18 protein-coding genes and 1 tRNA gene are annotated in these 21169 nt (G+C 62.9%); 9 read left to right on the forward strand and 10 right to left on the reverse strand.

Going from position 1 to position 21169, the window contains the following annotated elements:
- Positions 1–70: 70 nt before the first annotated feature.
- Positions 71–1054 carry a phosphotransferase gene (locus tag FHX14_RS23565; RefSeq protein WP_184378999.1) on the reverse strand — a complete coding sequence of 328 codons (984 nt, stop codon included), beginning with the start codon at positions 1052–1054 and terminating at the stop codon, positions 71–73.
- 737 nt (positions 1055–1791) lie between these two features.
- The gene (locus tag FHX14_RS23570; RefSeq protein ID WP_128715516.1) at positions 1792–2100 is read right to left on the reverse strand and encodes a hypothetical protein; all 309 of its coding nucleotides are present in this window, start codon (positions 2098–2100) and stop codon (positions 1792–1794) included.
- Positions 2101–2359: 259 nt separating this feature from the next.
- Between FHX14_RS23570 and ppdK the strand changes: the two genes are divergently transcribed.
- Positions 2360–5044: a pyruvate, phosphate dikinase gene (gene ppdK / locus FHX14_RS23575; protein WP_184379001.1), complete on the forward strand. Its 2685-nt coding sequence runs from the start codon at positions 2360–2362 to the stop codon at positions 5042–5044.
- A gap of 33 nt (positions 5045–5077) precedes the next feature.
- On the opposite strand, the gene FHX14_RS23580 is transcribed toward ppdK, so the two are convergent.
- On the reverse strand, positions 5078–5353 hold the full coding sequence (locus FHX14_RS23580) for a hypothetical protein (RefSeq protein ID WP_183696203.1): 276 nt from the start codon (positions 5351–5353) through the stop codon (positions 5078–5080).
- A gap of 453 nt (positions 5354–5806) precedes the next feature.
- The gene (locus tag FHX14_RS23585; protein ID WP_184379004.1) at positions 5807–6004 is read right to left on the reverse strand and encodes a hypothetical protein; all 198 of its coding nucleotides are present in this window, start codon (positions 6002–6004) and stop codon (positions 5807–5809) included.
- 122 nt (positions 6005–6126) lie between these two features.
- On the opposite strand from FHX14_RS23585, the gene FHX14_RS23590 reads away from it, so the two are divergent.
- Positions 6127–6372 (forward strand): hypothetical protein, encoded by a 246-nt coding sequence (locus FHX14_RS23590; protein WP_037073946.1) that lies wholly within the window; start codon positions 6127–6129, stop codon positions 6370–6372.
- A gap of 15 nt (positions 6373–6387) precedes the next feature.
- On the opposite strand, the gene FHX14_RS23595 is transcribed toward FHX14_RS23590, so the two are convergent.
- Positions 6388–6777: a hypothetical protein gene (locus FHX14_RS23595; RefSeq protein WP_184379006.1), complete on the reverse strand. Its 390-nt coding sequence runs from the start codon at positions 6775–6777 to the stop codon at positions 6388–6390.
- A 357-nt stretch (positions 6778–7134) separates the two neighbouring features.
- Here FHX14_RS23595 and FHX14_RS23600 point away from each other — a divergent pair, with 357 nt between their 5' ends.
- Positions 7135–8040 carry a DUF1499 domain-containing protein gene (locus tag FHX14_RS23600; protein WP_184379008.1) on the forward strand — a complete coding sequence of 302 codons (906 nt, stop codon included), beginning with the start codon at positions 7135–7137 and terminating at the stop codon, positions 8038–8040.
- 702 nt (positions 8041–8742) lie between these two features.
- Here FHX14_RS23600 and FHX14_RS23605 read toward each other — a convergent pair.
- Genes FHX14_RS23605 through FHX14_RS23615 form a run of 3 tightly spaced genes read right to left on the reverse strand, consistent with a single transcriptional unit; the run spans position 8743 to position 11852 of the window.
- Positions 8743–10476 (reverse strand): DUF4166 domain-containing protein, encoded by a 1734-nt coding sequence (locus FHX14_RS23605; RefSeq protein WP_184379010.1) that lies wholly within the window; start codon positions 10474–10476, stop codon positions 8743–8745.
- Entirely contained in the window at positions 10473–10922 is a 450-nt protein-coding gene (locus FHX14_RS23610) for a DCC1-like thiol-disulfide oxidoreductase family protein (RefSeq protein ID WP_184379012.1), read from the reverse strand. Before FHX14_RS23610 ends, FHX14_RS23605 begins: the two co-directional genes overlap by 4 nt.
- A 21-nt stretch (positions 10923–10943) precedes the next feature.
- Positions 10944–11852, reverse strand: a complete 909-nt coding sequence (locus FHX14_RS23615) for an MBL fold metallo-hydrolase (RefSeq protein WP_184379014.1) — start codon at positions 11850–11852, stop codon at positions 10944–10946.
- A 165-nt stretch (positions 11853–12017) separates the two neighbouring features.
- Between FHX14_RS23615 and FHX14_RS23620 the strand changes: the two genes are divergently transcribed.
- From FHX14_RS23620 to FHX14_RS23630, 3 genes are all read left to right on the forward strand, one after another.
- Positions 12018–12091: transfer RNA gene (locus FHX14_RS23620), tRNA-Gln, on the forward strand.
- Between the two features lie 262 nt (positions 12092–12353).
- Complete coding sequence (locus FHX14_RS23625; protein ID WP_184379016.1) at positions 12354–13370, forward strand: type I restriction enzyme HsdR N-terminal domain-containing protein; 1017 nt, start codon at positions 12354–12356, stop codon at positions 13368–13370.
- Positions 13371–13379: 9 nt separating this feature from the next.
- Positions 13380–14087, forward strand: coding sequence for a hypothetical protein (locus FHX14_RS23630; RefSeq protein WP_184379018.1), 708 nt, complete (start codon positions 13380–13382; stop codon positions 14085–14087).
- Between the two features lie 35 nt (positions 14088–14122).
- On the opposite strand, the gene FHX14_RS23635 is transcribed toward FHX14_RS23630, so the two are convergent.
- Both FHX14_RS23635 and FHX14_RS23640 read right to left on the reverse strand, forming a co-directional pair.
- A complete protein-coding gene (locus FHX14_RS23635; RefSeq protein ID WP_184379020.1) occupies positions 14123–14902 on the reverse strand; it encodes an SDR family NAD(P)-dependent oxidoreductase in 780 nt (259 codons plus the stop codon).
- 460 nt (positions 14903–15362) lie between these two features.
- The gene (locus FHX14_RS23640) at positions 15363–15980 is read right to left on the reverse strand and encodes a TetR-like C-terminal domain-containing protein (protein WP_184379022.1); all 618 of its coding nucleotides are present in this window, start codon (positions 15978–15980) and stop codon (positions 15363–15365) included.
- Positions 15981–16091: 111 nt separating this feature from the next.
- Here FHX14_RS23640 and FHX14_RS23645 point away from each other — a divergent pair, with 111 nt between their 5' ends.
- The 3 genes from FHX14_RS23645 (at position 16092) to FHX14_RS23655 (ending at position 20600) form a co-directional block, all read left to right on the forward strand.
- Positions 16092–16778, forward strand: coding sequence for a PspA/IM30 family protein (locus FHX14_RS23645; RefSeq protein WP_184379024.1), 687 nt, complete (start codon positions 16092–16094; stop codon positions 16776–16778).
- 50 nt (positions 16779–16828) lie between these two features.
- Complete coding sequence (locus FHX14_RS23650) at positions 16829–17110, forward strand: YiaA/YiaB family inner membrane protein (RefSeq protein WP_003569708.1); 282 nt, start codon at positions 16829–16831, stop codon at positions 17108–17110.
- 94 nt (positions 17111–17204) lie between these two features.
- Positions 17205–20600, forward strand: coding sequence for an acyl-[ACP]--phospholipid O-acyltransferase (locus FHX14_RS23655; RefSeq protein ID WP_184379026.1), 3396 nt, complete (start codon positions 17205–17207; stop codon positions 20598–20600).
- Positions 20601–21169 lie beyond the last annotated feature (569 nt).

The following is a 21169-nucleotide window of genomic DNA, read 5'->3' on the forward strand; positions in this document are numbered from 1 at the left end:
GCGTGTCTTTTCAGGCAACTTGCCGAAATCATCCATTCCGCCCGTCGCCGATCAGGGCGGCGAGGGGAGGTCAAAACAGGCGGTCGACAAATTGATCGGTCTCCCAGGTCTTCAGAAAATTCGCTTCCCGCGCAATCCAGCCGACGGCTTCGCTTCCCCATTCTTGCGCCCGGCTGGCATATTCGCCCATCAGCCAGAAGTGGCGGACAATGACGAAGCGGTGGGCGGCTTCGAAGTCTTGGGGCGTGATCGGCCGGACGGCGCGATATCCGTCTATGAAGGCCTCCCACATGCCGGTCAAATTGCGGCCGAAGGAAACTTTCGCCCAGAGGAAAACCGACAGGTCGTAGGCGAGGTATCCCGGGCCGCTGTCGTCAAAATCGAAAAACACCGCTTCACCGGCATCGTTGATGCGCGCGTTGAAGCCGTGGCAGTCTCCGTGACAATAGGTCCAGGTCAGCGTGTCGAATGCCTCGATCGCCTTGCCCGTCCGCGTGGCGATATCTTCAAGATCGCGAAGAACATCGGCGTCTTCGACGATGCCGCTGTCGCATATGCGCGTAAGCGGGCGATGTAGCAGATGTTCGAGGTCAAGCCGATATAGCGCGCCGTCAGGGGAAAATGTCTGGGCGGCATTGTGCATCAGGGCAAGCGTCCTGCCGTTGGCGCTGGCATCGCCGGCGTCCGTCGCGTTTATTCCGCGGCCATCGATCGCCCGGAAGAGCACACCCTCGCGAGGGCCTTCCGGCGCATGACCCAGCAGGAAGAAGGCACCGTCGCGTGTCGGGATGGGGGCCGCCACCGGAACGCCCGCTTGCGAAAGATGCGTGAGAAAGGCCGTCTCGGTTTTGACGTCGGCTCGACCGCGTGCGCGGTTGTGGGACAGCCGGAAGACATAACGCTCGCCGTTGCTGCCAACGACAAGATAGACGTCGTTCAGGCCGCGATGAAGCATGCGGCAATGAATGGGACCGGCGAGCGGATAGTGTTTATCGATGAACTGTCCGATCGCCCCTATCTGCGCGGTCGAATAGAGCGGGTCAAAATCGAGCATGGGAAGGTCCCGTAGAAAGCGCTGGCAGGCTCTGCAGGATAGGAAGTGTGTGCGCCACTTGCAACGCTTGCTTGTGGCAAGCAGGCCTCGGCGAACTCGACCCAGCGCCTGGCGCTCCGTCTTCCCGGGGGGGCGCCAAGGACTCTCGGCACCATCAGCAGCAGCGGCGTGGATTCCAGGCTCAAGGCCTGGAATGACGGAGGTTGAGGGGACGGGCGGGCAGGAGGCGTGGACCCGGCGCGAAGCGGCGGACGGACAGGAAGCGCCACCGCATTCGCCCTCGGCCGTGGCTGTTTTGCTGCGGCGGTGACCCCACCCTCCGTCCTCCTCGGGCGTGACCCGAGGATCCATGCGGCATCCGCCGAGGCCGGGCCGTGGATTCCAGGCTCAAGGCCTGGAATGACCAAGGTTGAGGGGACGGGCGGGCAGGAGGCGTGGACCCGGCGCGAAGCAGCGGACGGACAGGAAACGCCACCGCATTCGCCCTCAGCCATCGCTGTTTTGCTGCGGCGGCCACCCACCCTCCGTCCTCCTCGGGCTTGACCCGAGGATCCATGCGGCATCCACCAACGTCGGGCCGTGGATCCGAGACTCAGGGCCTGGGTTGAGCGAGGAGAGAGGGCGAAACCGGCGGGAGACGGGGCTTGTCGGGAGGCGTTTGGTCATATTGCGTAACAGCGCGCCATACGGCGTGATTTCTGAGGCATGGAAGAGTGGCCTCGCAGGGGCTGAGACAGTCAGGCCGACGGCCGAAAGTTGCTGAAAAGGCCCGCACTTTTGCCGGAAATTTCGTAAGCACCAAAAAAGGTCGGCTTCTTTGCGGCCTGTACCCCATTTGGGTGATGCTCTTTGCGATGACTTGCATTAGAAGTTGTTTCAACGCAACCTGATGCTTCTGCGGAAACGTGGGCGGTCAAATGTGCGTATTGTCGAATTTGCAGGCGGTTTTCCGGGCAGAGGGCAAGAACCGGAAAATCGGGGGCAATTCCAAGAAGCGCGCAAAGCGGCTTTCGCAGGAATTGCGTGAAGACCAAGCGATAGGGCATTCCATTACTTGAGGAAAGTGCCCTGGGTTGAGGGACCCCCCGTCCGGTTTTCCTGGCCGGACGGAAACAAGGCTTTGCGGGACATGTTGCAGTCCCGCAAAGCTTTTTTTATGCCGTCTTCCTGCCGGGCGATGTTTCAATCGTTTCGAACGCTGCCCTGCCGAAGAATTATTGTGCAACGCAACATTCCGCCGCATTTGTCGATTTTCATTTCAACACCAACGGATTAAGCTAATCCCGGTTTGGTGTTGGGGGGAAGATGACCAAGTGGGTCTATACGTTCGGCGACGGGCAGGCTGAGGGCCGGGCGCGCGATCACGAAATTCTGGGCGGCAAGGGCGCCAATCTGGCGGAGATGTGCGCGCTGGGATTGCCCGTTCCGCCCGGGTTGACGATCATCGGCGATGCCTGCAACACCTATTACCGGAATGGCCGCCATATCGAAGACGGTGTAAAGGCCGAGGTGCGCGCCGGCATATCTGGCATAGAGGCGATCACCGGCCGCCGCTTCGGCGCCGGCAGCCAGCCGCTGCTGCTCTCGGTGCGCTCCGGCGCCCGCGTGTCGATGCCCGGCATGATGGACACCGTGCTCAATCTCGGCCTCAATGACGAGACGGTGCAGGCGCTCGGCCACGATGCCGGCGACGCGCGTTTTGCCTGGGACAGCTACCGCCGCTTCATCCAGATGTATGCCGATGTCGTCATGGGCCTCGGCAACGATGCCTTCGAGGAAATCCTCGAAGACGAGAAGGCCAAGCTCGGCCATGAAACCGATACCGAACTCAGCGCTTCGGAATGGCAGCATATCGTCTTCCTCTACAAGAAGCTGATCGAGGAGGAGCTGGAGCAGGAATTCCCGCAGGATCCGGAAGTGCAGCTCTGGGGCGCCGTCGGCGCGGTGTTTTCCAGCTGGATGAGCGCGCGCGCCGTCACCTACCGCCAGCTTCATAATATTCCGGAAGGCTGGGGCACGGCGGTCAACATCCAGGCGATGGTCTTCGGCAATCTCGGCAATGCCTCGGCGACCGGCGTCGCCTTCACCCGCAACCCCTCGACCGGCGAAAAGGCGCTTTACGGCGAATTCCTGGTCAATGCGCAAGGCGAGGATGTCGTGGCCGGCATCCGCACGCCGCAGAGCATCACCGAGGAGGGGCGGCTTTCCTCCGGCTCGGAAAAACCCTCGATGGAAAAGCTGATGCCGGAGGCTTTCCGCGAGCTTTGCCGCATCTGCAGCGAGCTCGAAATCCATTACCGCGACATGCAGGATATCGAATTCACCATCGAGCGCGGCAAGCTGTGGATGCTGCAGACGCGATCGGGGAAGCGCTCGACCCGGGCGGCGATGAAGATCGCCGTCGACATGGTCGATGAAAAGGTGATTACCGAGGAACAGGCGGTGCTGCGCATCGAACCCTCCAGCCTCGACCAGCTGCTGCATCCGACGATCGATCCGCGTGTCACCCGCCAGGTGATCGGCACCGGCCTGCCGGCCTCGCCGGGGGCCGCGACCGGCGCCATCGTCTTTACCGCCGAAGAGGCCGTCGAGGCCGAGTCCGAAGGCCGCAAGGTCATCCTGCTCCGGGTCGAAACCAGCCCGGAGGATATTCACGGCATGCATGCCGCCGAAGGCATTCTGACGACGCGCGGCGGCATGACCAGCCATGCGGCGGTCGTTGCCCGCGGCATGGGCATCCCCTGCGTCGTCGGCGCCGGCACCATGCGCATCGATCAGCGCAACGAGCGGCTGCTCGGCATCGGCGTCACCCTGAAGAAGGGCGATATCATCACCATCGACGGCTCGGCCGGCCAGGTGCTGAAGGGCGAGGTGCCGATGATCCAGCCGGAGCTTTCGGGCGATTTCGGCCGCATCATGGGCTGGGCCGACCGCGCCAGGCGCATGACGGTGCGCACCAATGCCGATACGCCGGCCGATGCGCGCGCCGCCCGCTCCTTCGGCGCCGAGGGCATCGGCCTTTGCCGCACCGAGCACATGTTCTTCGAGGGTGAGCGCATCCATGTCATGCGCGAGATGATCTTGGCCGTCGATGAGAAGGGCAGGCGGCTGGCGCTCGACAAGCTGCTGCCGATGCAGCGGCTGGATTTCACCGGCCTCTTCACCGTCATGCACGGCCTGCCGGTGACGATCCGCTTGCTCGATCCGCCGTTGCACGAATTCCTGCCGAAGACCGATGACGAGGTCGCCGAGGTCGCCTTCGCCATGGGGATGGAGGCGACTGCCCTTCGCCAGCGTGTCGATGCGCTGCACGAGTTCAATCCGATGCTCGGCCATCGCGGCTGCCGGCTGGCGATCTCCTATCCTGAAATCGTCGAAATGCAGGCTCGCGCCATCTTCGAGGCGGCGGTTGCCGCAGCCAAGGAGACCGGGGCTGCCGTCGTGCCGGAGATCATGGTGCCGCTGGTCGGCCTGCGCTCCGAGCTCGATTACGTCAAGGCGCGTATCGACGAGGTCGCCGGCGATGTGATGCGCGAGGCCGGCATGAAGATCGATTATCTCGTCGGCACGATGATCGAGCTGCCGCGTGCCGCACTGCGCGCCCATGTGATTGCCGAAGCCGCCGAATTCTTCTCCTTCGGCACCAACGACCTGACGCAAACCACCTTCGGCATCTCGCGGGACGACGCCTCCGCCTTCATCCCCACCTATCAGCGCAAGGGCATCATCGAGCACGACCCGTTCATCTCGCTCGATTTCGACGGTGTCGGCGAATTGATCAGCATTGCCGCCGAACGCGGCCGGCGCACCCGCAACGACATGAAGCTCGGCATTTGCGGCGAACATGGCGGCGACCCGGCCTCGATCCGCTTCTGCGAAACGATAGGGCTTGATTATGTCTCCTGCTCGCCGTTTCGCGTGCCGATCGCCAGACTGGCGGCGGCGCAGGCGGTCATTGCAGGAGGTCTGAAAGACCTTGGGGGGAAATAGTAGCGCCCGCGGCAGCCCTTCGGGCGCCTGGGATCAATGATGATGCCGCCAGCGATCGCGGTAGATATAGGGCCCGTTCAGATCCCATGCCATGCTCTGCATCATCTCGGCACTTTGCGCCCGCGATTCGGCCCGTCGGTCGAGATCGATGCGCTGCAGGCAGGTGGCAAAACCATCGGTGCCGCGGCGGAAACCATAGCTTAAACACCGCTGCTCATCCGCCGCCCGCCGCTCCTCCGGCGTCATCGTCTGACAGGCGGAAAGCCCGGCCGTCACGGCAAGCAGGGTGATGAGAAGGGGAATGCGCATTGGTGTGTTCCTAGCTTTTCCCTGAGGAAATGCCATTCGGGTGCGGGCGTCAAGCTTTGGGCCGCGGGCGTGCCCCTGGTTTCGCTGGCGGATGGCCGACAGGGACGTCTACCTGTGAATGGTTTCTCCTGCCCACCCCACCCTCCGTCATGCTCGGCCTTGAGCCGAGCATCCACGCCGCATCCATCAGCGACAGTTGCATGGATCCCAGGCTCAAGGCCTGGGATGACGGAGAGGATGGTTGGCGTTTTCGCCAAACTCGCCGCCGGAGTAGGAATAACTCCGCACAAGAACGAGCGAGTGTCCACCCCACGCTCCGTCATGCTCGGCCTTGAGCAGAGCATCCACTCCGCATCCATTGGGATGACGGAGAGTGTGGTTGGCGTTTTCGCCAAACGCGCCGCCAGAATAGGGAGACTCCGCACAAGAACGAGCGAGTGTGAAGATGGACGGTCACGCCGCCCCGGCCGGATCGCCGATCGGCAGCAGCGCCGGATCAAGCGGCGGGTCCTGCGGGTTCTTCGTATCGGCCGGATCCTGCGCCGGGGTCAGCGGCGGCTTATGCTGGATGGGGTCGGGAATGCCGGGGGTCGGCGTCGGCCCGCGTGGCGTATCGGCGTTCGGGATTGGCATCGGATCTCTGTTCGGCATGATCGCCTCCTTTTCGAAAAAAGGAACGGCATCGGCCGCACTTGGTTCCACTTTCGCCAGCCACCTTCCTATGCATAAGGGGGATTTCTCTGTATGAGAGGCCGGCAAGCATGGGAACGAGCATGGCCATCCGCGATCGATTTTCGAAAAAACTGAACTGCCCGCAATGCGGCAATGAGGGCTTTGCCGAGGCCTCGGAGATCGACGATCCCAAGCGCAAGCATCCGGATTTCAAGGTCGATCAGCTGCCGCGCGGTTTTGGCGTGCAGCGGCCGTCCAACCACCAGGAAAGCTTCATGCTGAAATGCGAATGCGGCCGCAAGTTTCCCTTCCGCAGCCTGGCGGAGGCTGCGGCCGAGCGGCGCTAGAACGCACGGTCAAACTTAGATCCGCTCCAGCAGTGCGACGAAGGCATCGGCGAAACGCACCAGATGCGCGGTCTCCTCATCCGGCGCCTGCATGCGGATTTCGGTGCCGGCATAATCGAGCAGCGCCAGCACGACGCGCATCTGACTGCCGTCATCGGGAATGCGCAGCACGGCGATGCGCCGGCAATCCGCGATAAGACCGCCGGCCGGCAGGTCGAACAGCAATTCGCCGCCCGAGCGCTGTGCTGCCTGGCGCACCGCCTCGCAGAAGCCGGCATCGCCGCCGGCATAACCTTCGAGCGATAGTTCGAGCTCGAGCAGCGCCATCGGCAGCATCGGCTCGCTGTGATCGATCCCGCCAAGCGCAGACGCCTGCGGCCTGGCTGCTATCTCCGGTGAAATCATCCCGTCTCTCCTTGCCTTTGAATTCGGAGATGAAACCGCGGCAGAATGGCCCTTTTTTACCATATCAGCAAGGGCTCATGAGGTGGGCGGCTTTTCGCCCCTGGCTCCTCCCTCGTCATCCCAGGCGAATTCCGGCTGATATTCCAAGACAACAGTTTCAATTCAGCCGAATCTTGCCCAGATCCGGATGATTTCAGGCCGGGCTGGCCTAAAATCTGAATCCGGATCTAAATCAAAGAAATAGAGCATGATGTCGTCCGAAAACCGCTTCACACTTTTCGGCATCATGCTCTAAACAGGGTTATGGCGATTTGCGTTGTTTGATGGCGCGGCGCTGACGAGCAACCGGTAAGTTTGATGGCCATCCGTTTCGACCGTCCCATTTCAGGCGCCGCCCGCTTTTCGCGGCTGCTCGGGGCGTTTTCGCTGGTTCTGGCGCTGGCGGTGCTGATCGCCCATCGCTTCGGCGGCCTCGCCACCCCCTATCTGGTGCTGCTGCTGATCGCCGCCGCCGGTTGCGGGCTGCTGGCCGCCATGCTGGCCGCTGTCGGCCTGCGCAGCCTCTGGATGACAGGCGCCGAAGGCGGGCTGGCCGCACTCGCCGCCTTGATCTATGCCGCCTTTCCGCTCGGCATCGGCGCCTTCGCCGTCGAGCGGTATATGACCCTGCCTGATATCTACGACGTCTCCACCGACCCGGTTTCTGCCCCGGACTGGCTGTCGACCCCGAAATCCGATCAGATCTGGCTGAAGCGCAATCTCGTGACGCCGGAGGATCGCGAAAAGCAGATGGCGGCCTATCCCGAGCTGACCGGCCGGCGATATGAGGGCGCGCTCGACCGCGTGCTGGAAGCGGTGCGCAAGGTCGCCAAGCAGAGCGGTTTTGTCATCGTCAGGAGCACCGGCACCAGCGAGCCGGACCGCGACCCGGAGGACGGACCGGCCAAACCCGAGCCCGGCGACGAGGCCGTTGCCGATGCGCCCGGCATCATCCCCGTGCCGACGCCGCGCCCCTATGACGACGACGTCGCCAAGCTGATCCGCGGCGCCAACGGCGTGACGCTGCAGGCGACCAACCGCACACTGATCCTCGGCCTGCGCTTCGATATCCTCATCCGCCTGCGCGAAGAGGCCGAAACCACCTTCGTCGACATCCGCGTCGCCTCCCGCTATGGCCAACACGACCTCGGCTTCAGCGCCGAAATCGCCGGCGATTATCTGAAGGCGCTGGACGCCGAACTGCTGGGGATTGCTGGTGGGTAAGCAACGGTGGCGCAAAGCGCCAGCAATCGATCCAGTGAATCGATTGCAGTTGCGAACGCCCTGAGCCCAAAGCGAAGGGCCGGGATAGGGTGCGGCAGGCTCGACATGCTGACGGTGCCGCGAACGCCAGGTCGCTGTTAGATCGCCCACCTAACCTCCCTCATTCCTGTGACATCCCTCGGGCAACGCCCTGAGGACACTGGAATGCGAGGGGAGGGCACGCACAACGATCAGCCCTCATCCTGAGGTGCCCCGCCAGGGGCCTCGAAGGACGAGGGCGGGTGTCCGGTGGCCAGCCCCGTCCTTCGAGGCTTCGCCCTATGGGCTACGCACCTCAGGATGAGGCTGGAGAGAGGGTGCGGCAGGCTCGACATTTACGGTGCGGCGAATGCGGCGTGCCTGCGATATCCCCCACCCAACCTCCCTCATTCCTGTCCTCGGGCTTTGACCCGAGGGATGTCACAGGAATCCAGTGCGCCCAAGTCCTTGGGTGCGGGAGACATTTCACGCTTAATGGGCACGCACAACGATCAGCCCTCATCCTGAGGTGCCCCGCCAGGGGCCTCGAAGGACGAGAGCGGGTGGCTCCGGTGGCCAGCCCCGTCCTTCGAGGCTCCGCCCTGCGGGTTGCGCACCTCAGGATGAGGCTGGAGAGAGGGCGGCGGCTAGGCGCACCGGCTCAAGTGAGGGCGCACCACCCCCTCACTCCACCACCAACCACCCCGAATACCGCACCACCAACCCCGTCAGCCGCCCGCCGATCTCCACATGAAAATGGAACCGCCCATCCCGCTCCTCCTCGAAAGTCTCCCCACCCGGCGCCAGAAACAGCGGCAGCGGAAGCCCGAGAAAACGCCACCCCCGCACCACCAGCCGCAACTTGCTCCCCTCCGGCACCAGCGCCACCAGCACCCGGAACGGCCCGAACACCTCGGCGAGCAGATGCCGGTCGCGGTCCTTGCCCTCGAGCTGCTGGCTGTGGAAGGTCTTGCCGCCGAAATCCCGCGTCCAGATCTCCTTCTCGCCATCGGTGGAAAAACGCACCGTGACCGGCACATCCTCGCCCGCCGGGGGAAAGCCGATCAGCCGGGCGACGATGCCGGCGAGGAAGCCGCGACCGCGCTCGATCCGCGCCCGGCCGGAGGCGATGCGCGCCCCGCCTGCAGGCCCGACTGCGTGGATGGCGGCAATCGCCGGTGGCAGCCGCTCGAAGGCGCTGCCGAGAACCCTGTGGTAGAGCGGCAGGCAGGCGCCCTCGCTTTCCATCCGGATCCCGGTCGTGATCGAAAACCGCCGGAATTCCGCTTCGAAATCGTCCAATCGCAATTCGCCCGTTGCCGGCCGCGCGCCATTCTCCGGCCGGATACCCTTGAGCAGCTGCCGCACCAGCGCGGCCACCCCGGTCACCGGAATGAACGGCCCGTCATCACCCTCGGCAATCAGATGCCAGCCGCCTATCAGGCTTTTGCCCGCGGCATCGACGCCGGTCACACGCACGAACATGCCGCCGCGATGCGCGCCGATCGCAAAGCCGTGACTGGCGCGCTGGATCAGCCGCGAAAACGGCAGGAGCGACGGCAAGAGCTTCAGCCGCACCAGCTGTGCTGCAAGGCCAAGCAGCCGCTGCAGCGGCTGCGGCTCCGTGCCGACCCCGGTGAAGCTGGATTGCAGCTCAGGAAAACGCGCCGGCAGCAGCGCCAGATCCGGCGCATCCACCAGCAGGAATTCGCGGCTCTGAAGCGGCACCGCACCTGGCGGCGCCACCGTCACCCGCATCGCATCGATCAACCCGCGCCCGCTCGAAACCTTGCCATCGCTGAGCCGCGGCACGGGTTTGCCGGCATAACTGGCGATCGCGCTGACGACATTGAGGCCGATCTTCACATGCGAGGAGGGGGCAATGCCCGCCGCCACCGCCTCGACCCAGGCGAACTGCGGCGCCATGACCTCGAGCGCGGCGAAGGAAAGGGCAGGCAGGCTGCTGAGGCCGGAGAGCGCGAAGACGCCCCTCGCTCTCGCCTCGGCATCAAGCCCGCCGATCGCGGTGACGAAGCCGGTGCTGTCGGCGAGATCGGCATAATCGATGTCGAGGCCGATGCAGGCGCGCACCACCTTATAGGGATCATCCCCGAAGCTCTGAAACGGCCCGGAGGCATCGACGACGAGATCCGGCTGCAGCCGCGTCAGCTGTTCCGCCAGATCACCATCGCGATCGAAGCGCACGGCCTGCAGGCTCGCGCCCAGATTGCTGCTTCCCAGGCCCTCAGATCCATCCTTCGGGGCTCTGAGATCGGCAACGAAATCGTCGGCCTTCTCAAGCGACCGCCCGGCGATCAGCAGCCGGAGCCGCGGTTCATCGCCAAGCAGCCGCGCCAGCCGGCCGCCAAACGTGCCGTAACCGCCGATGATCAGCAGCGAGAGCCGGTCGCCGCTCATGGGATGAAGCGGCTGCGCTGCTCCGGCGTCGGCACCATGCAGCTTTGCCGGCCGGCGATCTTCAGCCGGTTGCGGGCGATGAATTCATAAAGCGCATCGGCAACGCGCCGCGGCAGCAGCCGGAAGAGCCTGACCAGCGAATAGGGAAAACCGAGGCCCGCCACCATGCGGATCGAGCCGTCGGATTTGAAGAAGGCGCGGCCGTTGTCGATGAGGATATTGGTTTCGTAATCGCGCTCATTCAGCCCGTAATGCCGGTAGAGCGCTTCGCCGAGCGGCGTCTGAGCGGCGAGAAACCGGTAGCGCCGCTGCCTGTCGTGTTTCAGCGCGAACTTCACCCAGCCGGAGCAGAAGACGCATTCGCCATCGAAGACGATCAACGGCTGGTCATCGGCAAAAGCGGGCACGGCGGGATCGTTGCGATAGCTGTAAGCGGCGCGCGTCATGGTAATCTCCCCATCTCCCGCTTACAACAGCCGGTAGGTGGCGGCAAGCGAGGGCGGCCCATCCGCAGCAATCTCGCCGCGCTCCAAGAGATCCTCGATATGGGCGAGCACGGAAAGCGCGGCCGCCCCATAAAGCTTCGGATCGGTATCGCTGTAGATCGCCTTCACCATCTCGGCAATCTGCCGGTCGCCCGCCCGGATGCGTGTGAGAATCGCCCGCTCGCGCTTCAGCCGATGCGCCTTCAGCGCCGGCAGGAAGCTGGCCGGCTCCGTCACCGGCCCGCCATGGCCGGGCAGCAGCAGGCGGTCCTGACGCGCGATCAGCCGCTCGAGCGAGGCCATATAATCCGCCATCGATCCATCCGGCGGCGCGACGATCGAGGTCGACCAGGCCATGACATGATCGCCGGAGAAGAGTATATCGCGGCCTTCAAGCGCGAAGGCGGCATGATTGGCCGTGTGCCCCGGCGTCAGCACCGATGTCAGCGCCCAGCCATCACCCGCAATGCTCTCACCGTCGCCGAGCGCGAGATCCGGCACGAATTCCATATCCGAACTCTCGGAAAACGGATTGATCTCGCCCGCCCGCAGCTGCCGCGCCGGCCGGTGCGGCCCTTGCCCCACCGTCACCGCCCCCGTCGCCGCCTGCAGCCGGCGGGCAAGCGGCGAGTGGTCGCGATGCGTATGGCTGACGAAGATATGCGTCACCTCCCGCCCGCCAAGCGCTGCCATCAGCGCCTGAAAATGCGCCTCGTCCTCTGGCCCGGGATCGATGACCGCGACCGAGGAAGCGCCGACGATATAGCTGTTGGTGCCGTAAAAAGTGAAAGGCCCCGGATTTTCCGCCGTGACCCGCTCGACATCAGGCGCCACCGGCACGGCCCGCCCATAGGCCGGCTCGAAAGCAAGGTCGAATGCGGGGCTTTCCATGCGGGGCGATGCTCTCGAGGCCGATGACACCGCCCATTCCTAGCACGGGCCTTGGCACTCTGCAGCGCATAAATCTGCGCGAGGGGCAACTTAGTCATTGTGACAGACGGAGAGCTTTGCTAATCAGGCGTCGATTTGAGCAAGCGGTTTCCGCTCAAGCTCTGGTGGGGCGTCGCCAAGCGGTAAGGCAACGGTTTTTGGTACCGTCATCCCTGGTTCGAATCCAGGCGCCCCAGCCACTGCTAATTTTTCCAACATAATCAAGTGCTTGAGAAGCATTAGCGAAGGCTAACCGTAACAGTTTTCCGAAGCAAACTTCCGTATCGCGACTGGCGGTTCTAGAGGCCGGGTCAACGGCTTGCCAAGTTGTCCCCCGATCTGATTTCTTGGGGATTAAACAACCTCAACGAATGCGGCAGCTAGATAATTTCAGCCATTGCGAGAAACTCAGGCGATTCGGAGATTACGCATGTCTATTTTGCCGCGCATAACATCGAGACGATGAACGAAGACGACGTTGCGGGAGAGCTGGTGCGCCCACTGTGCCGTGCGCTGGGCTACACGCAGGGAAACCCGGAAGCCAATTTGCGAAGCCAAGTTTCGTTGCAATACGACAAGGCCTTCCTGGGGCACAAGAAGGGCGAGAAAGACCCCGTCTTGCGCGGGAAGCCTGATTTCGTCTGCGAGGTCGTTTCATACGCCCGATGGGTGGTTGAGGCTAAGAAGCCGTCAATTCAACTTTCCCAAAACGACAGCTATCAGGCGCACACGTATGCTACCCATCCCGAAATCGCTGCGGAATTCTATCTTCTGTCAAACGGCCGGGAGTTCAAAGTCTATCGGGCAGGCAATCCTGACGCTCCGATTTTTTCGTGGTTGAAGGATGAAACCGACGAAAAGCTACCGACCTTGCGCAATCTGCTGGGACCGGATGCAATGCGAAAGCGGGCGGGCGTCAAGATCGATATCGGTAAGCCACTAGCAGAAGGGCTGGGGTCAGAGGCGCGGATCTTGAACGGCCACGTCGTCTACGAAAGGAACACTTGTTCTCTTCCGGTCGATTTGAAGATGGATGGAATCAGGAACGGTATAACTGGGAGCCGAGTGTTTCGGACGGATGACGGTCTCATTTCAGCCGTCGTTGAGATCGTGTCCGCTTTTGCGGGACTTGATGAGCTAAATAAGCGTTTCGGCTTTTCACCTTTCCTTTTCAAAGCCGCTGACGAATACATCTCTGTTAATCGAGAGAGCCCGACGTTGATGCAAAATCTCGTTGCGATCGATATCCCGGCAGGAACGCAAATCCCTGCGACGCTGCTCGGCCCTGCGGGCGTGCTTCCCTTCGACCTTGTAGGTGAATGCTATACGGAAGCAACCGGCTTTATCGAGGATAAGCAGTTCAAGGGCACTTTCGTTATCGACTACCTCTACAAGATGGTTGGGGCAAAAATGCTGGGGCTGCCGTTCCAAGAATTTCGGATTCGTTCGGAAGGTCCGTTTGAGGTTACTTTTGAATAGGAGCTGGCGATGACAGAACGCCTATCAGATGCCGATCTGCTTGCGGAGATTGAGGATATAATCCGCACAACTCCCGGATTCTCCGAGATGAGCGGCACAGATGACGAGACCTTTGATTGGCTCGGCAGAGTAAAAGCCATATTTTCCGACACACGGCTTGGCGGTCAACTGGAAGCCAATATGGCAATTATGGGGCTCAACTCGTCTATCTCGTCATGGGATCACCAACGCAACTTACGAGTCCTATTGAGATCTGCTCGGCATAAATTGCGTATGGCGACGGTCGGACCATTGAGCGTGACTGTGGATCGCGGGATGGTGTTCGACTATTATGATGCACTTAAGAAAGTCATCCAGGAGGCGCGAAGCGATCTGTTTTTTATTGATCCATATCTCAATAGCGACTTCTTGGCGCGGTATCTCCCGGACGTGAGCAAATCGGCGTCGGTCCGATTGTTAGGCAAAAAAGGCACCGAAGGTTTGTTGCAAGCCGCAACCCTCTTCGCAAATCAATATGGTCTCACAGTTGAGGTTCGACGCGCGCCGGAGATTCACGACCGTTACGTTTTGGTCGATGGATCTCAAGGATATCATTCTGGCGCCTCGTTCAAAGACGGCGGTCTTCATAGCCCAACTTCGTTGATGCAAGTCACTGACACGTTCTCCGCAGTCAGGGAGACATATGAGAGAATTTGGGTCAACAGCTCAAGTCCTTAGCGGCGTCCAAGCAGCTAGCCGGCATGTCTCGCGCCTCATTCGCCCTCTGCGAACAGACGAACCCCAGTCAACTCCGCCAGCCTCTCCACCAGCGCCTCCTGAAACCCGACATCACCAACCTCCGCCGCCGTCTCCCGCCGCTGCCGATGATACCAATACCCGCCGCTGATCCTGGCCGCGCCATCCTCACTCGTCGCAAGCCACGTCTGCGTCAGATGCCCCATCTCCAGATCATCCGGCGCGCCGGCGCCGCCCATCTTGGTCGGCACCCAGCCGGGGTCGACGGCGTTGCTGAGGATATCCGGGCAGTGGCGGGCGATGGCGGCGGAAAGGGTGGCGATGTAGAGCTTGCTTTCCGAATAGGCCTGGCTGGCATTCCAGGGCCGCCGCTTCCAGTCGAGATCGTCCAGGCTGCTGGCGCCGCTGCGGTGCATGCCGCTCGTGAGATAGATCAGGCGGTCGGGGCGGGTGATCCAGGCGGTGAGGAGATAGGGGGCGAGCACGTTGACCGCCAGCGTCTTGGCGTGACCTTCCGGCGTTTCGCCGCGGCTGCGTTCGAGGTAGATGCCGGCATTGTGGATGATGGCGTCCACGCGGCCGATGGCGTTGACTTGGTCGGCGATGGAGCGCGTCTCGGCGGCGCTGGCGAGATCGCCGATGACGAGACCGAGGGCGGTAGCTGAAGTGTCGGCGATGGCGGCGGCGCGCTCGCGGGAGCGGGCGTGGAGGACGACGTCGTGGCCTTGCCGGATGAGGGTGCGGGCGGCGGCAAGGCCGAGGCCATCGGTGGAACCGGTGATGAAGATGCGGCTCATGGGGGTTCCTTTCGCTTGCGGCGTGGTGGGGGCAGAGTGCTTGGGTAGGGGTGCTCGGGTCAAGTCTGAGGACGACGGAGGGTGGGGGGAGGCGATTGGCTGGAGGCGAGGTGGTGGGGGAATTCCGGCAGCTTGCGGGGGCGGTTTTGTAGATTGGTTTCAACACTCTCCGTCATCCTCGGGCTTGACCCGAGGATCCATGCTACGAGCGCTGTGCTGGCCGTCGGCAGCGGGAACGGAAGGGGGCGTCCTACCGGGAACGTATGAACGTCGAGTGCTGTGTGTGGATCCTCGGGTCAAGCCCGAGGATGACGGAGGGTGGGGTGGGGCTTCGGCTGGAACCGCAATGCCGTCAGCCGGATGAAGGAGCCGGCCCTCAAGCCGTGGGCATGGGTCCTCGGGTCAAGCCCGAGGACGACGGAGGGGAGGAGGGCTCTTGCCAAACCCACCCCGGCCGCACTTACGCGCCCTCTTCTCTTCGCCGCTCCGCCCCGGCCGCAATCGTCTGCACCAGCTCGTCCACCTCTCTTGCCAGCCGCGCCAGCGGCAGGCCGACGAAGCGGCCTTCCAGGCTGATGCTGACCACGCCGTGGACGGCGCCGAACAGGGTGCGGGCGCGGATGGCGCGGTCTTGCGCGGGCATGTCGGGCTGCAGTTCGGCCAGCGGTTCGGCGATCACGTCCATCAGGAAGAGGTGTTCGTCGAGGTGCCATTGCGGCGTCGGGCTGGTGTCGGGGGGGAAGTGGTCGAAGAGGGCCTTCCAGAGGTTGCGGTGTTCGACGGCGAAGGCGAGGTAGCCCTGGGCGAGGTTGCGCAGGCGGTCGGTGGGGCTTTTGTCTTTGGCCTCGGGCAGGGTCAGCCTGGCCTCCAAGGCCTTCAGCGTTGCGGAGTTGACGTGGATGACGAGCTCGGCGAGGTCTGAGAAGACGGTGTAGAGGCCACCGAGGGCGCAGCCGGCGTCCTGGGTGATGTCGCGGGCGCGCAGATTGGTCAGCCCGTCGCGGGCGATGCGTTCGCGCGCCGCCTCGATCAGCCGGGCCTTCAAATCCTCGCGTTTTTCTTCTCGTCTACCGGCCATTAACCACTCCATTTCGATTTTTTGAACGTTGTTCAAAATTTATCTTGAACGACGTTCACGATTCTGCCATAACTCATCTCGTGAACAACGTTCATAAACCGGAGGCAAGAAATGTTCAAACTGATTTCCATTCTGTTGCGGGGCAGGGCGCATGATGCCGAACAGGCTTTTGCCGATCGCCACGCCGTGCCGCTGCTGTCTCAGCAGATCCGCGATGCCGCCCAACAGATCCAGTCGGCGCGCCGCAGCGTCGCCGTCGCCATCGCCCAGAACGAGCAGGAGAAGGTGCAGCATGCAACGATCGTTGCCCGCATCGCCGATCTCGAAAACCGCGCCACCGCAGCGCTCACCAAGGGCAATGAGGGGCTCGCCCGGGAAGCGGCCGAGGCGATCGCCTTTCTCGAAGCCGAGCGGGATGCGTCGGAAAAGGCGCAAGCCCAGTTCACCGCCGGCATCGACAAATTGAAGGGCATCGTCCGGGCCTCCGAAGCGCGGCTGCAGGCGCTGCAGCGCGGCGAGCGGCTGGCGCGCGCCACCGAGGAGGCGCAGAAGCTCGACGTGGTGGTCGCCGGTCCGGGCCTCGCGACGCTCGACGAGGCCGAGGAGACCCTGGCCCGCCTTCGCATCCGCCAGAGCCAGAATGATCTGACGGCGGCAGCACTGAAGGAGATGGAAGGCGCAATCCGCCCGGCCGGCATCATCGAAAAGCTTGCCAATGCCGGCTGCGGCCCGGCGCTTCACTCCTCCGCCGATGAGGTGCTCGCCCGGCTGAAGAGCCGCATCACGCCGGCCGCCTGAAATCGCATCCATTCAACCATCCAATCCATAGAACCTTGAGGATTACGATCATGAACGACAGTTTCCAGAAACATTCCGCCAGCTGGGTCAGCTTCTCCTACATCTCCTTCGGCTCGGCCGCCTTCATGCTGGCGCTCGGCCTCTACATGATGCCGCTCGATCTCTGGGGCAAAGGTTATCTCGCCATGGGCATATTGATGCTGGTGCAGACCACGGTGAATATTACCAAGACGCTGCGCGACAATGCCGAATCCGAGAAGCTGATCCGCAAGGTCGAGGATGCCCGCACGGAAAAGCTGCTGGTCAAGTTCAATCGTAGCGATGAAGATTGATCTTCCTTAACCACAGCGCAGAGTTGTTGCCGCATTCAACCAATGGGTAACAACTCTGTGGCCTTCTCAGCAGGCCGAAAGAGGGACCACGCCCGTGCACCACAATCTGATGACGTCTAGGAAATTCGCGCCGCTGTTCTGGACCCAGTTCCTCACGGCTTTCAACGACAATTTTCTGAAGAACACTTTGGTGTTCCTCATTCTCTTCAAGATGTCGGCGAGCGAAGGCGCCGCCCTGGTGACGCTTGCCGGCGTCATCCTGATCGTGCCCTTCCTGCTGCTCTCGGCGCTCGGCGGCGAGCTCGCCGATAAGCACGACAAGGCCAAGATCGCCGAACTGCTGAAACGTTGCGAGATCGGCATTGCGGCGCTTGCCGTCGTCGGCCTGGCCTTCTCCTCGATCTTTGTGCTGATGGCGGCCCTCTTCGGCTTTGGCGTCGTCTCGGCGCTGTTCGGGCCGATCAAATACGGCATCCTGCCCGATCACCTCGACCGCCGCGACCTGCCGAAGGCCAATGCCTGGATCGAGGGCGGCACCTTCATCGCCATCCTCGCCGGCACGATCATCGCCGCACTGGCCTTCTCCAGCGGCGACAATGTGCTGCTGTTCGGCTCGATGATGATGGGGCTTTCGGTGCTTTGCTGGCTGGCCAGCCGGATGATCCCGGCCACCGGCTCCAAGGCGCCGGATCTGCAGATCGACCGCAACGTCATCCGCTCCAGCTATACCCTCGTCATGGAAATCCGTTCCGATAAGCGCCTGTGGCGTTCGGCGCTGATGAACTGCTGGTTCTGGCTGGTCGGCGCCTTCGTTCTCTCCATCCTGCCGACCATGGTGACCGAGCTGCTCGGCGGCTCCGAACTGGTCGTGCCCGCCTATCTCACCGTCTTCGCCATCGCCGTCGCTGTCGGTTCGGCGATTGCCGCCTGGATGTCGTCGGGCCGTATCGTGCTGCTGCCGGCCCCTGTCGGCACGGCGCTGCTTGGCCTCTTCAGCCTCGATCTCGCCTGGAACCTCTGGGGCCTGGCATCGGTCACCCATGCGACAACGATCACCGGTTTCTTCGCCGGCCAAAATACCATCCGCGTCGCCATCGATCTCGCCGGCATGGCCATATCAGGCGCCTTCATCGCCGTGCCCACCTTCGCCGCGCTGCAGACCTGGGCGCATGAGGACCGCCGCGCCCGCGTCATCGGCGCCGCCAATGTGCTCTCGGCGCTGTTCATCACCGTCGGCCTCGGCCTCGTCGCCGCCATCCAGGCGCTCGGCGCTTCCATTCCGCAGATCCTGATCGGCCTCGGCATCCTCAACTTTGCCGTCGCCTGGCTGATGCTGAAGACGCTGCCGACCAATCCCTTCCGCGATTTCATCTCGATCCTGTTCCGCGCCTTCATGCGGCTCGAGGTCGAGGGGCTGGAGAATATCAAGAAGGCCGGCCGCGCGCCGATCATCGCGCTCAACCACGTCAGCCTGCTCGACGGCGCCTTGGCGCTCGCCATCACCGAGGAGGAGCCGACCTTCGCCGTCGATTACAAGATTGCCCAGGCCTGGTGGGTGCGGCCCTTCCTGAAAATGTGCAAGTTCCTGCCGCTTGACCCCACAAAGCCGATGGCGACGCGCTCGCTGATCAAGGTGGTGCAGGACGGCAACCCGATCGGCATCTTCCCCGAGGGCCGGCTGACGGTGACCGGCACGCTGATGAAGGTCTATGATGGCGCCGCCATGGTCGCCGACAAAACAGGCTCGATGGTGGTGCCGGTCAGGATCGACGGGTTGGAGAAGAGCTATCTCTCTTACCTCGATAACGGCAAGATCCGCCGCCGGCTGTTCCCCAAGGTCAAGGTCACCATTCTCGAACCGGTGAAACTCGAAGTGCCGGCCGAGCTGAAAGGCCGCAAACGCCGCACGGCGGCGGGTGCCGCCCTCTATCAGGTGATGTCGAACCTGCTGTTTGAGACCGCCGATACCTCGTCCACCGTGCTCGGCCGCGTCATCCAGGCGGCCCAGGAATTCGGCATGAAAAAGCTCGCCGTCGAGGATCCGGTCACCGGCAGCCTCACCTATGGCAAGCTGCTGACGGGTGCCGCCGTGCTCGGCGCCAAATTCCGCGCCAAGTTCCCGGAAAACAACCTCGGCGTCATGCTGCCGAATGCCAATGGCGCCGCTGCCACCATTCTCGGGGTCATGAGCGCCGGCAAGGTACCGGCCATGCTGAATTTTACCGCCGGTGCCGCCAATATTCTCTCCGCCTGCAAGGCAGCCGAGATCAAGCACGTGCTGACCTCGCGCGCCTTCGTCGCCCAGGCCAAGCTCGGCCCCGTCATCGCCGAGATGGAAAAGCAGGTGACGATCGTCTGGCTCGATGATCTCAGAGCCGAAGTCGGCCTTATCGACAAGATCCGCGGGCTCATCCGCAAGGGGCGGCCGCTGGTCAAGCGCCGGCCGGATGATCCGGCCGTCATCCTCTTCACCTCCGGCTCCGAGGGCACGCCGAAGGGCGTGGTGCTGACCCACCGCAACATCCTGTCGAACGCCGCCCAGGCCGCCGCCCGCATCGATTTCCACAGCGGCGACAAGGTGTTCAACATCCTGCCCGTTTTCCATTCCTTCGGGCTGACGGCCGGCACCGTGCTGCCGCTGATCTCAGGCGTGCCGGTCTATTTCTATCCGTCGCCGCTGCATTACCGCATCGTGCCGGAGCTGATCTATGTCTCCAACGCCACGATCATCTTCGGCACCGACACCTTCCTCAACGGTTATAGCAGGACCGCGCACCCTTATGACTTCCGTTCGATCCGCTACATCTTCTCCGGCGCCGAGCCGGTGAAGGCTTCCACCCGCCACACCTATATGGAAAAATTCGGCCTGCGCATCCTCGAAGGCTACGGCGTCACCGAGACCGCGCCTGTCATTTCGATCAACACGCCGATGTACAACCGCTCGGGCACGGTCGGCAAAATCCTGCCGGGCATGCAATGGAAGCTCGAGCCGGTGCCCGGCATCGATGAGGGCGGCCGGCTGCATGTGCGCGGCGCCAATGTCATGGCCGGCTATCTCCGCGCCGAAAAGCCCGGCGTGCTCGAGCCGCTCGCCGACGGCTGGCACGATACCGGCGACATCGTCACCATCGACGAGGACGGCTTCGTCAAGATCCGCGGCCGCGCCAAGCGTTTCGCCAAGATCGGCGGCGAAATGATCTCGCTCGCCGCCGTCGAAACGCTGGCTGCCGAACTCTGGCCCGGGGCGCTGTCGGTCGTCTCGTCGCTGCCCGACGCCAAGAAGGGCGAACGCCTGGTGCTCCTGACCGATGCCCCGAATGCCACCCGCGCCGAATTCCTCGCCTTCGCCAAATCCAAGGGCGCCATGGACATGATGGTGCCGGCCGAAGTTAATATCGGCAAGGTGCCGGTGCTGGGATCGGGCAAGGTGGATTTCGTCGCGGCGCGTAAGCTGGCGGAGGGTGCGGTTGAGAAGGGGGAGGCGGCTTAGGCAAACGCTCGGGGCGCCGCGTCCTGTGGCACCCCCCTCTGCCCTGCCGGGCATCTCCCCCACAAGGAGGGAGATCGGCAGGAGGCGCACGCTCGGTCTTTCTCTGCCCTGGCGACGATACGCCAGCTGCGCACTTCGCTACTTGCCACAAGGACTCCCCCACCCTCCGTCGTCCTCGGGCTTGACCCGAGGACCCATGGCCACGAGCGCTGCGTTCGTGCTCACCCTGACAAAACGATCGTAACCGAACACATGCAAGCGAGGCGCTTGCGGCATGGATACTCGGGTCAAGCCCGAGTATGACGGAGAGTGGGGGGCACGATCGGCAAGGGGCGAGACGTCTGGGGAAATTCCAGCAAATGCGCGAGCGGTTTTGACTGGGATTACGCAAACAATGACGCCATTCCGACAAAACCGCTGCGCACTTCGCTATTTGCCACCGAGGCTCCCCCCACCCTCTGTCGTCCTCGGGCGTGACCCCATACGCGCTAACTTAGTCTTGACGGTGATGGTCGCGAGTGATTCATCTTGGTCATGAGCGATTCGTTGCAAGCATTGGATTGGGGTGA

The sequence above is a fragment of the Rhizobium sp. BK619 genome (assembly GCF_014195245.1).
Lineage (GTDB): Bacteria > Pseudomonadota > Alphaproteobacteria > Rhizobiales > Rhizobiaceae > Rhizobium > Rhizobium acidisoli.

Bases quoted from the DNA above. Each gene is read 5' to 3' on its own strand.
- FHX14_RS23600 (WP_184379008.1), top strand. From the start codon at position 7,135: ATGGCCATCCGTTTCGACCGTCCCATTTCAGGCGCCGCCCGCTTTTCG.
- FHX14_RS23595 (WP_184379006.1), bottom strand. From the start codon at position 6,777: ATGATTTCACCGGAGATAGCAGCCAGGCCGCAGGCGTCTGCGCTTGGC.
- FHX14_RS23570 (WP_128715516.1), bottom strand. From the start codon at position 2,100: ATGCCCTATCGCTTGGTCTTCACGCAATTCCTGCGAAAGCCGCTTTGC.
- FHX14_RS23585 (WP_184379004.1), bottom strand. From the start codon at position 6,004: ATGCCGAACAGAGATCCGATGCCAATCCCGAACGCCGATACGCCACGC.
- ppdK (WP_184379001.1), top strand. From the start codon at position 2,360: ATGACCAAGTGGGTCTATACGTTCGGCGACGGGCAGGCTGAGGGCCGG.
- FHX14_RS23590 (WP_037073946.1), top strand. From the start codon at position 6,127: ATGGCCATCCGCGATCGATTTTCGAAAAAACTGAACTGCCCGCAATGC.
- FHX14_RS23580 (WP_183696203.1), bottom strand. From the start codon at position 5,353: ATGCGCATTCCCCTTCTCATCACCCTGCTTGCCGTGACGGCCGGGCTT.
- FHX14_RS23610 (WP_184379012.1), bottom strand. From the start codon at position 10,922: ATGACGCGCGCCGCTTACAGCTATCGCAACGATCCCGCCGTGCCCGCT.
- FHX14_RS23640 (WP_184379022.1), bottom strand. From the start codon at position 15,980: ATGGCCGGTAGACGAGAAGAAAAACGCGAGGATTTGAAGGCCCGGCTG.
- FHX14_RS23635 (WP_184379020.1), bottom strand. From the start codon at position 14,902: ATGAGCCGCATCTTCATCACCGGTTCCACCGATGGCCTCGGCCTTGCC.
- FHX14_RS23605 (WP_184379010.1), bottom strand. From the start codon at position 10,476: ATGAGCGGCGACCGGCTCTCGCTGCTGATCATCGGCGGTTACGGCACG.
- FHX14_RS23630 (WP_184379018.1), top strand. From the start codon at position 13,380: ATGACAGAACGCCTATCAGATGCCGATCTGCTTGCGGAGATTGAGGAT.
- FHX14_RS23650 (WP_003569708.1), top strand. From the start codon at position 16,829: ATGAACGACAGTTTCCAGAAACATTCCGCCAGCTGGGTCAGCTTCTCC.
- FHX14_RS23645 (WP_184379024.1), top strand. From the start codon at position 16,092: ATGTTCAAACTGATTTCCATTCTGTTGCGGGGCAGGGCGCATGATGCC.
- FHX14_RS23615 (WP_184379014.1), bottom strand. From the start codon at position 11,852: ATGGAAAGCCCCGCATTCGACCTTGCTTTCGAGCCGGCCTATGGGCGG.
- FHX14_RS23625 (WP_184379016.1), top strand. From the start codon at position 12,354: ATGAACGAAGACGACGTTGCGGGAGAGCTGGTGCGCCCACTGTGCCGT.
- FHX14_RS23565 (WP_184378999.1), bottom strand. From the start codon at position 1,054: ATGCTCGATTTTGACCCGCTCTATTCGACCGCGCAGATAGGGGCGATC.